General features: G+C 66.8%; 13 protein-coding genes. 10 read left to right on the forward strand and 3 right to left on the reverse strand.

Annotation, left to right across the window (positions count from 1 at the left end):
* On the forward strand, positions 1-1,101 hold the full coding sequence (locus G6N53_RS14720; RefSeq protein WP_163889483.1) for a beta-mannosidase: 1,101 nt from the start codon (positions 1-3) through the stop codon (positions 1,099-1,101).
* A 75-nt stretch (positions 1,102-1,176) separates the two neighbouring features.
* On the opposite strand, the gene G6N53_RS14725 is transcribed toward G6N53_RS14720, so the two are convergent.
* On the reverse strand, positions 1,177-1,665 hold the full coding sequence (locus G6N53_RS14725) for a M23 family metallopeptidase (protein WP_163889485.1): 489 nt from the start codon (positions 1,663-1,665) through the stop codon (positions 1,177-1,179).
* A gap of 290 nt (positions 1,666-1,955) precedes the next feature.
* On the opposite strand from G6N53_RS14725, the gene rpsB reads away from it, so the two are divergent.
* From rpsB to G6N53_RS14755, 6 genes are all read left to right on the forward strand, one after another.
* Positions 1,956-2,804: a 30S ribosomal protein S2 gene (gene rpsB, locus G6N53_RS14730; protein WP_163889487.1), complete on the forward strand. Its 849-nt coding sequence runs from the start codon at positions 1,956-1,958 to the stop codon at positions 2,802-2,804.
* A gap of 28 nt (positions 2,805-2,832) precedes the next feature.
* Positions 2,833-3,660 carry a translation elongation factor Ts gene (gene tsf, locus G6N53_RS14735; RefSeq protein WP_163889490.1) on the forward strand — a complete coding sequence of 276 codons (828 nt, stop codon included), beginning with the start codon at positions 2,833-2,835 and terminating at the stop codon, positions 3,658-3,660.
* Positions 3,661-3,989: 329 nt separating this feature from the next.
* Positions 3,990-5,477, forward strand: coding sequence for a sugar transferase (locus G6N53_RS14740; protein ID WP_163889492.1), 1,488 nt, complete (start codon positions 3,990-3,992; stop codon positions 5,475-5,477).
* A 41-nt stretch (positions 5,478-5,518) separates the two neighbouring features.
* On the forward strand, positions 5,519-6,925 hold the full coding sequence (locus G6N53_RS14745) for an amidase (RefSeq protein ID WP_163889494.1): 1,407 nt from the start codon (positions 5,519-5,521) through the stop codon (positions 6,923-6,925).
* Between the two features lie 203 nt (positions 6,926-7,128).
* The gene (locus tag G6N53_RS14750; RefSeq protein WP_163889496.1) at positions 7,129-9,102 is read left to right on the forward strand and encodes a primary-amine oxidase; all 1,974 of its coding nucleotides are present in this window, start codon (positions 7,129-7,131) and stop codon (positions 9,100-9,102) included.
* 89 nt (positions 9,103-9,191) lie between these two features.
* The gene (locus G6N53_RS14755; protein WP_163895901.1) at positions 9,192-10,061 is read left to right on the forward strand and encodes a glycoside hydrolase family 16 protein; all 870 of its coding nucleotides are present in this window, start codon (positions 9,192-9,194) and stop codon (positions 10,059-10,061) included.
* 27 nt (positions 10,062-10,088) lie between these two features.
* Here G6N53_RS14755 and G6N53_RS14760 read toward each other — a convergent pair whose 3' ends face one another.
* Both G6N53_RS14760 and G6N53_RS14765 read right to left on the reverse strand, forming a co-directional pair.
* Positions 10,089-10,616: a nuclear transport factor 2 family protein gene (locus G6N53_RS14760; protein WP_237166524.1), complete on the reverse strand. Its 528-nt coding sequence runs from the start codon at positions 10,614-10,616 to the stop codon at positions 10,089-10,091.
* 112 nt (positions 10,617-10,728) lie between these two features.
* A complete protein-coding gene (locus tag G6N53_RS14765) occupies positions 10,729-11,154 on the reverse strand; it encodes a MarR family winged helix-turn-helix transcriptional regulator (RefSeq protein ID WP_163889498.1) in 426 nt (141 codons plus the stop codon).
* Between the two features lie 36 nt (positions 11,155-11,190).
* Here G6N53_RS14765 and G6N53_RS14770 point away from each other — a divergent pair, with 36 nt between their 5' ends.
* The 3 genes from G6N53_RS14770 (at position 11,191) to frr (ending at position 13,343) form a co-directional block, all read left to right on the forward strand.
* Positions 11,191-11,874, forward strand: coding sequence for a class I SAM-dependent methyltransferase (locus G6N53_RS14770; protein WP_163889500.1), 684 nt, complete (start codon positions 11,191-11,193; stop codon positions 11,872-11,874).
* 110 nt (positions 11,875-11,984) lie between these two features.
* A complete protein-coding gene (gene pyrH, locus G6N53_RS14775; RefSeq protein ID WP_163889502.1) occupies positions 11,985-12,740 on the forward strand; it encodes a UMP kinase in 756 nt (251 codons plus the stop codon).
* A gap of 45 nt (positions 12,741-12,785) precedes the next feature.
* Positions 12,786-13,343, forward strand: a complete 558-nt coding sequence (gene frr / locus G6N53_RS14780; protein ID WP_163889504.1) for a ribosome recycling factor — start codon at positions 12,786-12,788, stop codon at positions 13,341-13,343.

Consider the following 13,343-nt stretch of genomic DNA (forward strand, 5'->3'; position numbering starts at 1 on the left):
ATGCCGGGACGTCGATGGTGCCGAGATGTCGTCGCCGCAGCGGCGCTGATGCTGGTGGCCGCGGCGTGCGGAGACGGCGGCGGGACCGACGACGCCGGCACCAACCGGATGGGCACCTCGGGGATGTCGCTGACCCTGGACGGCGACCCATGGTGGCCGGTGGGTGTCAACGCCTACCAACTGGGCACGGATTGGCAGATCAACGCCGGATGCGGTGCCGAGGTCGACCTGGAGCAGTACTTCGGCGCGCTGCCCCCGAACACGCTGACACGGGTCAACGCCTACTCCAGCTTCGTGGTGGACAAGCGCACCGGACAGCTCGATTTCGGTCGCCTCGATGCCGTCTTCGAGACCGCTGCCCGGCACCATCAGCTGCTCAACGCGGTGCTCACCAGCAGTGAAGGTGCCTGCGAGAACGGTGACTTCAAGGGCGCTGCCTGGTTCGCCGGAGGCTGGCGGACAGACGTGCTCACCGGGGATCCGATGTCTTTCGCGGCGTGGATCGACACCGCGGTCCGCCGCTGGGGCGACTCGCCGGCTGCCGCCGCGTGGACCGCGGTCGGCGAACCCGAACCGTCGAACTGCGGTTCCGTCGACTGCCACTGGGCCGCCCGCGAATGCCCGGCGGACGCGGCGGTGGTCCTGCGCGGGTTCGTCGACGACGTCGGCGCGCGGATCCGCGGCCTCCAGCCCGACGCGGTGCTCTGGGGTGGGCGCGCGGGGGGCGGGCAGTGCGGGTCGGCTGGCGACGACTACGCGCTGGTGGGCGCATCACCCGGAGTGGACGTGCTCGAATACCACGACTACGAGGTGGGCCACGAACTGCCGGGGGATCCGAACAGTGGCCTGGCCCGCCGGCTGCAGCAGGCTCGTGAACTCGACAAACCCCTCGTCGTCGCCGAACTCGGCGTCAACGCCGGATCGTGCATGCCCCTTCGACAGCGCTACGACCTGGTTTCCCGGGTGGTCCCCGAACTGCGACGCGCGGGCGCCGCCGGGGTCCAGTTCTGGGCGTTCGTTCCCGACCCGCGAGCAGGTGAGTGCACCTACGACATCGGCGCGGACGACCCGCTGATGACGATGGTCGGTGCGGGAAGCTGACCACCGCCGGAACTGCGTTCCAGCACGGCTGAACTCGAACTTTTCCTGCTGGAATACCATTCCGGCGAAAGGGGGTCAGCGGACCGGCTTGAGGCGGATCGGCGTGCTCGCCAGCAGCCCGAGCGGGTCGACGTAGTCGGCTCGCGCGGCGGGACCCCACATCGCGCCCCAGTGCAGGCACGCCGACGCCGTGCAGCCAGCGTGGCCTGCGCTCAGCTCGCCGATGACCGTCCGGCCATTCACCGCCTGGCCGCGGCGGACGGCGGGGCGCACCGGCTCGTAGCTGGTGCGCAGGCCACCGGGGTGGGCGATCGACACCAGCGGGCGGCCGGCCAGCTCCCCGGCGAACACCACGGTTCCCGGCCCGGCCGCGTAGACCGGCTGCCCGGCCGTCGCCGCCAGGTCGACGCCACGGTGGCCGCGCTGCCAGTCGGGGGACGGCGCGTCGAATGCCCGCACCACCTGCGGGGTTGGCCGGATCGGCCAGTCGAGCCGCCCGGCGTCGGCCGCCACGGGGGCTACGCCGAGCACCAACAGCACCAGGACCACCGCGAGTATCCGCATACCGGCAGTGCAGCGGATCGGAGCCGGGGCACGCCAGCCCCAGAACAGCCCGCTGTGGATGGCTGCCGCGATGGTAAAACCACCCCTGTCCAGCGTGTAAACTGCCTTCAGCAGCTCGCAACTGTGAGCTGACTTCGCGTGTCTGCACATGGCCACCCACTGGCGGTCATACCCGGATGCCGGCGGTCCCTTCCCGAGTCCCTCGGAACGGGTCCGGCACCCAGCAGGCACCAGGGCACAGTGTCACCCGACGCTGCGCGCACAACCGACACAGTGAGGAATGGCCGATCATGGCTGTTGTAACAATGAAGCAGCTGCTCGACAGCGGCGCCCACTTCGGGCATCAGACCCGTCGTTGGAATCCCAAGATGAAGCGGTTCATCTTCACCGACCGCAACGGCATCTACATCATCGATCTGCAGCAGACGCTGACCTACATCGACTCCGCCTACGAGTTCGTCAAGGAAACCGTCGCCCACGGTGGGTCCATCATGTTCGTCGGCACCAAGAAGCAGGCGCAGGAGTCCATCGCCCAGGAGGCGACCCGCGTCGGAATGCCGTATGTGAACCAGCGCTGGCTGGGCGGCATGCTCACCAACTTCCAGACCGTGCACAAGCGCCTTCAGCGGATGAAGGAGCTCGAGGCCATGGAGCAGACCGGTGGCTTCGAGGGTCGCACCAAGAAGGAAATCCTGATGCTGACCCGCGAGAAGAACAAGCTCGAGCGGTCCCTGGGCGGTATCAGGGACATGCAGAAGGTGCCCTCGGCCATCTGGGTGGTCGACACCAACAAGGAGCACCTCGCGGTCGCCGAGGCGCGCAAGCTGAACATCCCGATCATCGCGATCCTGGACACCAACTGCGACCCGGACCTCGTCGACTACCCGATCCCGGGCAACGACGACGCCATCCGCTCGGCCGCGCTGCTGACCAGGGTGGTGGCCTCGGCCGTCGCCGAGGGCCTGCAGGCCCGTTCCGGTGCCGGTGCCGACAAGCCCGAGGCCGGCCAAGAGGGGCAGGCCGCCGAGCCGCTTCCCGAGTGGGAGCAGGAGCTTCTGGCGGGTGCCACCGCCACCGCCACCGCCGCCGCACCCGAAGCTGCCCCGGCCGAGGCTGCTGCGGCAGAACCCACCTCCTGAACCGCTTCGTCTCTAAGGAAAGGCCCATATGGCTAACTACACCGCTGCCGACGTCAAGCGCCTGCGGGAGCTGACCGGCGCCGGAATGATGGACTCGAAGAACGCGCTCGTCGATTCGGACGGCGACTTCGACAAGGCCGTCGAACTGCTTCGTATCAAGGGCGCCAAGGACGTCGGCAAGCGCGCTGAGCGTGCCACCGCCGAGGGCTTGGTGGCCGCCAAGGACGGAGCGCTCATCGAGCTGAACTCCGAGACCGACTTCGTCGCCAAGAACGCCGAGTTCCAGTCGGTCGCCGACCAGATCGTCGCTGCCGCGGCAGCCTCGAAGGCCACCGATGTCGACGCGCTCAAGGCCGCCAAAGTAGGAGACACCACAGTCGAGCAGACGATCGCGGACCTCAGCGCCAAGATCGGTGAGAAGCTCGAACTGCGCCGGGCCACCTACTTCGACGGCACGGTCGAGGCCTACCTGCACAAGCGGGCGGCCGACCTGCCGCCTGCGGTGGGCGTGCTGGTGGAGTACACCGGCGCCGACGCGGAGAAGGCCAAGCAGGCCGCGCACGCGGTCGCCCTGCAGATCGCCGCCCTCAAGGCCAAATACCTCAGCCGTGAGGACGTGCCCGAGGACGTCGTCGCCAACGAGCGTCGTATCGCCGAGGAGACCGCCAAAGAAGAGGGCAAGCCCGAGCAGGCCCTGCCCAAGATCGTCGAGGGCCGCGTGACCGGCTTCTACAAGGATGTCGTGCTGCTGGATCAGCCGTCGGTGTCCGACAACAAGAAGTCGGTCAAAGCACTGCTCGACGAGGCCGGCGTGACCGTGACGCGGTTCGCCCGCTTCGAGGTCGGACAGGCATAGTCGCTTCTGCACCGAAACCCCCGAGACCCAGGTCTCGGGGGTTTCGTGCTTTCCGGGGAACGCAGCCGGGGCGAGATGTTGTTTGCCAGCACCGGGTACAGGTGTATCGGTCTGGCGTAGGACGCCGTGGGCCACCTCCGTTGCCGCCGAGGCGGCGCTCCGGTCGGCGGTCCCGATCTTTGCCCGATCTGCCGTGAACGGTATTCGGCAAACATCTGAGATCCGGCGCGGCTTTATGTCGCAACAGGTGACAAGCTACTTCCGGATGTTTTGCTCGTGGACGAGCTAACCTCGTGTCATGGGGGAACGTCCGAACTGGCTTGGTCACGATGACCAACACGATTGATTCCTCCCACGTCGCCACACTGATGTCGGCGCAAGGGATTGCGGCCGAGATTCGGCACGAGGCAGGCCAGCGAAAGAGATCGACGCGATGGGTGCCGTATGCCAGCGCGATGGTCGACCTCACGACCGCGTCGCTGGCGGTGGCCGTCGGAATGACGTGGGCCAACAAGACCAATCAGCTGTTACCGCCGAGCTGGATGGTGTGCTTCTTCGCCCCCACTGTCGTCGCAGTGTCGGCGCTCGGTGGCCGGTACAGGCGCAAAGTGAACCGCTCTTTCCTCGAAGAGCTGCCGACGATCGAGGCCGTCACCGCCCTGGCGGCGATGCTGCTGCTCAGCGGCCTTGTCCTCAACACCGGAATCACCGGGTCACGCAGCGGTGCGGTGGCTCGTGTCTGGATGTGCGGGGCGATCCTCATTCCGGTCGGCCGGCTGCTGTGGATCGAATGGAAGCGCTACTGTTTCCGCCGCGACCGTCTGACCGCTCCCACTCTGATCGTCGGCAACGGCCAGATCGCCGAGAAGGTGCTCGAGCGAATCACCGGATCGACCGCATACGGCCTGCGCGCGGTCGGGATCATCGACGACGAGGTCCCCTCGATGGGCCCGGACCGGAAATCACCGGCTGCCGTCCCGTACCTGGGCAAGCTGGCCGACATCGAGCAGGCGATCACCCGCACCGGCGCCGAATGCATCATCGTGGCGTTCTCGCGAACCCGCGATGAGGCGTTGGCCGATGTGGTCCGCATCGCCTACAAGCACAGCATGAACGTGTGGATAGTGCCACGGATCTTCGATGCGATCGGCGTGCACTCCCGCATCGATCATGTGGGCGGTCTGCCCCTGATCTCGGTTCCCCGCACCGACCCGCGCGGCTGGGAGTTTCGCGCCAAGCACATTTCCGACCGGGTGTTCGCCACGGCCGGGCTCGTGCTGATCTCCCCGCTGTTCCTCACGTTGATGCTGCTGGTCCGGCTCAGCTCCCCGGGGCCGATCTTCTACGGCCAGGATCGGATCGGGCGTGACGGCCGGGTGTTCTGCTGCCGGAAGTTCCGTTCGATGCGCCCGCTGCGTGAATCCGATGCCCGGTTCACGCTCAGCGACGGCACCGCGCCGGGGGGTGTCGAAGGGGAGGACCGCCGCACGCCGATCGGAAAGTTCATGCGGGCCACGTCGCTCGACGAACTCCCGCAATTGCTCAACGTCATCAGGGGCGAGATGAGCCTGGTGGGTCCGCGTCCCGAGCGCCCGGAGTACGTCGACCTGTTCAACGCCCAGATCGTGCGGTACGGCGACCGGCACCGCGTGAAGGCCGGGATCACTGGTTGGGCCCAGGTACACGGCCTGCGTGGACAGACGTCGATCGCCGACCGCGCCGAATGGGACAACTTCTATATCGAGAACTGGTCGATCTGGCTCGATTGGCGGATCTTGGCGATGACGGTGCTGGCGGTGCTCCGTCGCGCCGAATGAACCAGTGACGACGCCCCGGTACGCTTTGGTACCGTCGTTCGATGGACCGGATAACCGCCTTCTCCGATGATGCCCTGGGCGACCTCGACGCCGTTGGTCTGGTCGACGCGATGCGCGCCGGAACAGTGTCTGCTGCAGAGATCGTCGAGGCGGCGATCGCCCGCGCCGAGGCGGTGAACCCGGCGCTCAACGGTCTGGCCTACGAGACCTTCGAGCAGGCACGGGCGCGGGCCCGACTGCGCCGGCCCTACGGCGGTTTCTTCGACGGGGTGCCGTCGTTCATCAAGGACAACGTCGCCGTCGCCGGCATGCCGACGATGAACGGCACCGACGCCTGGGATCCGCGACCCGCCGACGCCGACGGGGATTTCGCCCGCGCGTACCTGGCGACCGGACTGATACCGCTGGGCAAGACACAGCTCTCGGAGTTCGGTTTCAGCGCGTCTGCGGAACACGCCCGGCTCGGCTCGGTACGTAATCCGTGGAACACCGACCACACCGCCGGAGCCTCGTCGTCGGGTTCGGGGGCGTTCGTCGCCGCAGGTGTGGTGCCGATCGCCCACGCCAACGACGGCGGGGGCTCGATCCGGATTCCTGCGTCCTGCAACGGGCTGGTGGGTCTCAAGCCGTCGCGAGGCCGGCTCCCGCTGGACAAGGACATGCGGCAGATGCCGGTGCGCATCGTCCACAACGGCGTGCTCAGCCGCTCCGTCCGCGACACCGCCGCGTTCTACCGCGAGATGGAACGCGTGCATGCCAACCCGAAGCTGCCCCCAGTGGGCGACATCGCCGGACCTGCCGAGAAGCGACTGCGAATCGCCGTGTGCGTCAAGTCGATCACCCGCGAGGCCGGTCCCGAGGTCACCGAGTTGACGTACCGGACCGCGGCGCTGCTCGAGGAGCTCGGTCACCGGGTGACGCCGATCGACAACCCGGTGCCGGCCCGGTTCATGGACGACTTCCTGTTGTACTGGTCGTTTCTGGCGTTCGCCTTGGTCAGGGGTGGCCGCCGCACCTTCGGCGACAGTTTCGACCGCGACCGTCTCGACAACCTCACGCTGGGGCTGGAGAGCCACGCCGCCCGCAACCTGCACCGGTTGCCGCTGGCCATCGCCCGGCTGGCCCGTATCCGGCGGGTCACGTCGCGGCTGTCGTCGACCTACGACGTGCTGCTGACACCGACGATGGCCGATGTCACGCCGCGCATCGGCCACCTCGACCCGACTGCCGACTACCAGCAGATCATCGACCGGCTCGTCGAGTGGGTGGCCTTCACGCCACTGCAGAACGCGACCGGCGAGCCGGCGATCTCGTTGCCGCTGGCCGAATCCGCGTCCGGACTCCCGGTCGGGATGATGTTCTCTGCCGCTCTCGGTCAGGACGCCCGGTTGCTCGAGCTGGCCTACGAGCTCGAGGAAGCCCGGCCCTGGGCGCGAATCCAGGCCTGACAACGACCCTCGTCGGCAATGAGCGCGCGCAAAATGCCATGAATTTCGGCGCGCCGACGTACAGACATGCGCGCTCGCGCAAAGGAGGCGACGAAATCCGTTGCGGTGAGGACACATCGCTGTAACGCGACCGGCGACGTGTTAACAACACCGACATTGCAAGTGGCCGTCGGCGAAACTTTGCGCTCGCACCATCGCTTCTCGTGGAGACCAGCCCCATCGTGAGCACGCCGGGCACCGGTGATCCGGTCCGCTATCCACTGGACCCGTTGTCGGGCGCCGAGATCGAAGCGGCAGCCCGGATCCTGTCGGAATCCGACTATGGAACTCCCACAATGAAATTCGTGATGATTCAGCTCTGTGAACCCGCCAAGACCCCGGAGCTGACATTCGATCCCACTGTCCACGTCCCCCGGCAGGCGTTCGCCACCATGTACGACGCGGCCGCCAAGATGATCTACGAAGCGGTTGTCGACGTGCTGGCGGGCACCGTCGACGAGTGGAAGGAGATCCCGGGCCGGTTCCCCTCCTACCTCGTGGAGCACATGACCGGGGTGGAGGAGAAGGTGCGGGAGGACCCGCGCTGGCAGGCCGCTATGCGCAAACGCGGAGTGACCGACTTCAGCCTGGCGATGATCGACCCGTGGCCCGCGGGCTACTACGGCGCGCAGGATCATCACGACAACTCCGCACTCATCTGCCGCCCGCTGACGTTCATGCGGGCCGCTCCCTCCGAGCACGGCTACGCGCGCCCCGTCGAAGGCCTGATCGTCACGTTCGATCTCGATGCGATGGAGGTCATCGACATCGAGGATCACGGTGTCGTGCCGTTGCCGCCGACCGCGGGCAACTATGCCGAGAAGTTCATGTTCGATCCGGACAACCGCCCGGCGTTCACCGAGTTCCGGCAGGACGTCAAACCGATCGAGATCACCCAGCCCGATGGCCCGAGCTTCACCGTCGACGGCTGGCAGGTCAGCTGGCAGAAGTGGTCGATGCGGATCGGTTTCAACCCCCGTGAAGGCATCACGCTGCACGAGGTCACCTACACCGATCGGGGCGAGGCCAGGCCGATCCTGTACCGCGGTTCGCTCTCGGAGATGGTGGTGCCCTACGGTGACAGCTCGCCGACCCACTGGAACAAGAACGTCTTCGACATGGGCGAGGTCGGGATGGGCTTCTCGGCCAATCCGTTGACGCTCGGGTGCGATTGTCTGGGCGAGATCCACTACTTCGACGGCACGGTCAACGATTCCAGCGGGAACGCTGTGACGATCCCCAACGCCATCTGCATGCACGAGGAGGACTACGGAATCTCCTGGAAGCACACCGATTTCCGCACCGGGGAAGTCGAGGTTCGACGGTCGCGGCGGCTGGTGGTCTCGATGATCTGCACCGTCGGCAACTACGAGTACGGGTTCTTCTGGTACTTCTACAACGATGCCTCCATCGAGGTGGAAGTGAAGCTGTCCGGGGTGCTCACCACCGGTGCCATCTCAGACGGTGAGCAGCCCCGCTGGGGCAAGATGGTCGCCCCGGGCCTCTACGGTCCCAACCATCAGCACTTCTTCAACTTCCGGCTCGACATGAGCGTCGACGGGCCCGGAAACAGTGTGTACGAAGTCGATTCGATCTGCGAGCCGGACCCGGCGCTCAACCCGCACCGCAACGCGTGGATCACCCGGGACACCCTGGTGGCCTCGGAGTCCGACGGCGCCCGGGACTGGAACTGGTCCACCGGCCGGTACTGGAAGGTGTCCAACCCGTCGAAGATCAACGAGCTGGGTCAGCCGGTGGCCTACAAGCTCACCCCCAAGGACGTGGTGCCGGTGATGGTGCAGGAGGGTTCGCACATCTACGACCGCGCCCGGTTCGTCCAGCACAACCTGTGGGTGACGAAATACGACCCGGCCGAGAAGTTCGCGGCGGGCGACTACATGTACCAGTGCGCGGATGCTCAGGGGCTGCCCCAGTTCATCGGCGGTGATGCGCCGCTGGAGGACACCGACGTCGTGCTCTGGTACACGGTGGGGGCACACCACGTGGTGCGGCCCGAGGACTGGCCGGTGATGCCGTGCGCCTACACCGGTTTCCATCTCAAACCGGTCGGCTTCTTCGACGGCAACCCGGCCCTGGACATTCCGCCGTCGCCGCCGATGGCCTGCCACCAGCACTGACAGCCGACGGCGGTGACGCCTGGTGAATCGGATGGCCATATCAGCGGCTGTCACGGCCCGGCGTCGATTATATTCTGGGCGTGCCAGAGATGGATCGCCGCAACCTGATGTTCATGATGGGTCTGGGTGCGGCGGCCGCCGCATTGCCGGTAGCCACGGCTCGCGCCCAGCCCGTCCCCGGTGACATTCCGCCCGTCCCGGGCCCACCCGGCGCGCCGGCGCCCGCTTCCGAGACCGGTACGGGTCTGCTGTTCCAGGACGAGTTCAACGGGCCGGCCGGATCGCCGCCCGACCCGGCGTCGTGGTTCATCGTTCCGGAACGCGAGACCATCAGGAATCCCCACGAGTGGGACAAACCCTTCAACATGGGGCGCTACGTGACCGACCAGGAGCACGTGTTCCAGGACGGCAACGGCAACCTGGTCATCCGGGCCACCCGCGGCCCCGGCACCACCATCCAGGAGAAGTACGCCAGCGCCAAGATCGTCGGCAACTGGCGTGGCGGGATGGGCACCACCTGGGAAGCCCGGGTCAAGCTGGACTGTCTGACCGACGGCGCGTGGCCCGCCTTCTGGCTGATCAACGACAACCCGGTGCGGGGAGGCGAAATCGACCTGGTCGAGTGGTACGGGAACAACGACTGGCCGTCCGGGACCACCGTGCACGCCCGGCTGGACGGTACGTCGTTCGCCACCCACCGCCATCCCGTCGACAACGCATGGCACACCTGGCGGATGACGTGGCTTCCCAGCGGGCTGTACTTCTGGAAGGACTTCCAGCCGGGCATGGAGCCGTTCTTCACCGTGCCCGCGCACTCCGTCGCGGACTGGCCGTTCAACGACCCCGGTTTCACGATGGCGCCGGTGTTCAACATCGCCGTCGGCGGCTCCGGCGGCCGCGAGCCCGCGGGAGGCACCTATCCGGCCGAGATGCGCGTCGACTGGATCAGGGTCTTCTGACGTTTTCGGGGTTTGGCCAACCGGTCCTCAGATCGGGTCGACTCGGTCGAGCAGCTCGTTGAGGGTCACCAGATCGAGAAACGCCGTCGCGCGCACCACTTTTCCGTCGCGCATGGTCATCACCCAGAGGTAACTGTTGACATACGGGCGGCCGTCACGAGCCGTCGCGGTGCCGTCCCAGATCGCCACCACGACGTCACCTTCGGTGATCAGCTCACGCACGTGCGCCTCGATCGGTCCGACGAGGCGGGCCTGGATGGGCCCGGCGCCGTCCTGGAGGAACTGGGCTCGGCTGGTATACGTCGTCGGTTCCACCGCTCGCGCCACGGTCCAGTGCACGTCGTCTGCCAGGATCGAGAAGAAGCTGTCCTCGCCACCAACGCCGCGCGCGAATGCCTCACGTACCACGTCGGCGTTGCGTTGCTGCTCGCCGCTGCGCGAAGGCTCCTGCGCGTTACCGGGTGTGCCGCTGCCGACCATCACGGCAACCGCCAGGACACCGGCGACCAGTACGCGGGCAGCGCGCCGTCGCCGCCGGATGAAATCGAATGTCATGCCACCGAACCTAGGGACGCGAGCATGAACCCGGCAGGATCCCGTTCTCCTGGGAGTGCTGCACCCCGGATGGAGTGAACTCCGACCAGGGAATGTCAGCGATCGGTCGGCCCTAACCGAGTGCGGCGAGCAGCTGCCGGAACTCACGCCGCTGCGCGTCCGTCAGCGGAGCCAGAACCCGTTCCTCGGCCGTGTGGACCGCGGCCTCCAGGGCGCTCAGCAACTCGTTCCCCTCACGCGTCAACTGCGCGGGCAGCGAGCGGCCGGAAGCCGGCGAGGGAGGGCGGCCCACCACACCACGCGCTTCCAGAGCGCGCAGCACCACGTTCATCGCTTGCGGGGACACGTTGAGGTCGCGCGCCAGCTCCGCATTGGAGCGGCCCGGGTGCTGGGACAGGATTCGGATGCAGAGGTATTGGGGGAACGACAGATTCAGCGGATCGAGCGCCGAGGCGGACACTTCCGAGCGCAGCACGGACGCCACCCGGTACAGAAGGTAACCCAGCGGCCGGTCCTCGGTAGGCGACATATCAATCATGTTGACATATATCAACGTCGTTGATAAACCGGACTCATGACGAACCCGACAGACCAGATGTTCGAATCGGCGTACCGCGGTGAAGCCGCGGAGATGGGGGCAGGCATCAAACCGCCGTGGAGCATCGGCGAACCACAGCCGGAGATCCTGGCGCTGATCGAGGCCGGGAAGTTCCACGGCGACGTCCTCGACGCCGGGTGCGGCGAGGCGGCCGTGTCGATGTACCTCGCCGAGCGCGGGTTCACCACGGTCGGACTGGACCAGTCACCGACAGCGATCCGGCTGGCCCGCGAGGAGGCGGCCCGACGGCAGCTCGGCAACGCCACCTTCGACGTTGCCGACATCAGCGCGTTCACCGGTTACGACGGCCGGTTCGGCACCATCGTCGACAGCACGCTGTTCCACTCGATGCCGGTGGAACTGCGGGAGGGCTACCAACAGTCGATCCTGCGGGCCGCCGCGCCTGCCGCGTCGTACTTCGTGTTGGTGTTCGACGCCGCCGGAATGCCTGCCGACGGGCCCGTCAACGCCGTCACCGAACCCGAACTGCACGCCGCGGTATCCCCGTACTGGCAGATCGACGAGATCAGGCCGGCTCGCATCCACGCCAACATCCCGGCGGGGATGAACCTCGAGGCCTTCGCGGGATCCGGGATCCGCGACGAGGCAGACGGCCGGAAGTCGATGCCCGCCTGGCTGTTGTCGGCACACCGGAGCTGAGCCCACACGGCCCCCGACGTGGTGCACTGGTCGCGATGAGGCAGGATTAGGGGAGCCGTCCGCGGCATCGGAGGGGGTGGCGACGCATGCGAGGACCGCAAAGGAGTCGGATGGCGGAATCCACAGGTTCCCACGGTGCGGGCTCGTCGCCCCCGATCAGGCCCGCCTACTCGCGAGTGCTGCTCAAGCTCGGTGGCGAGATGTTCGGCGGCGGGCAGGTCGGCCTCGACCCCGACGTGGTCGCACTGGTCGCGCGTCAGATCGCCGAGGTGGTGCGCAGTGGCGCCCAGGTGGCCGTCGTCATCGGTGGCGGCAACTTCTTCCGCGGCGCACAACTGCAGCAGCGGGGCATGGAACGTAGCCGCTCGGACTACATGGGCATGCTCGGCACCGTGATGAACAGCCTTGCCCTACAGGACTTCCTGGAAAAGGAAGGCATCCAGACCCGGGTGCAGACCGCCATCACGATGGGGCAGGTGGCCGAGCCCTACATTCCGCTGCGGGCCCGGCGGCACCTCGAGAAGGGCCGGGTGGTCATCTTCGGTGCGGGAATGGGGCTGCCGTACTTCTCCACCGACACCACCGCCGCGCAGCGCGCCCTGGAGATCGGTGCCGAAGTGGTGCTGATGGCCAAAGCCGTCGAAGGTGTGTTCACCGCAGACCCGCGGGTGCACCCCGACGCCGAACTGCTCACCGCGATCAGCCACCGTGAGGTCATCGACCGCGGACTCAAGGTCGCCGACGCGACCGCGTTCAGCCTGTGCATGGACAACGGTATGCCGATCCTGGTGTTCAACCTGCTCACCGATGGCAATATCGCGCGTGCGGTGGCGGGTGAGAAGATCGGAACACTGGTCACCACATGATCGACGGACTACCGCGCACGCGCGGAGCAGGAAAGTAGGAGCACAGTGATCGACGAAACGCTCTTCGATGCCGAGGAGAAGATGGAGAAGGCCGTGTCGGTGGCGCGGGACGATCTGGCGTCGATCCGCACCGGTCGTGCGAACCCCGGCATGTTCAACCGCATCAACATCGACTACTACGGTTCCGCCACCCCGATCACCCAGCTGTCCAGCATCAACGTGCCCGAAGCGCGGCTGATCGTCATCAAGCCCTACGAGGCCAACCAACTCCGCAACATCGAGGATGCGATCCGCAACTCCGACCTGGGCGTCAACCCCACCAACGACGGCAACGTCATCCGGGTCTCGATCCCTCAGCTGACCGAGGAGCGCCGCCGCGACCTGGTCAAGCAGGCCAAGTCGAAAGGCGAGGACGCCAAGGTGTCGGTCCGCAACATCCGTCGCAAGGCGATGGAGGAGCTGTCCCGCATCAAGAAGGACGGTGACGCCGGCGAGGACGAGGTGACCCGCGCCGAGAAGGAACTCGACAAGAGCACCCACCAGTACACCAGTCAGATCGACGAGCTGGTCAAGCACAAAGAAGGCGAGCTGCTGGAGGTCTGA

Origin of the sequence: Mycolicibacterium hippocampi (assembly GCF_010723735.1) — a bacterium.
In the GTDB taxonomy this organism is placed as follows: Bacteria; Actinomycetota; Actinomycetes; order Mycobacteriales; family Mycobacteriaceae; genus Mycobacterium; species Mycobacterium hippocampi.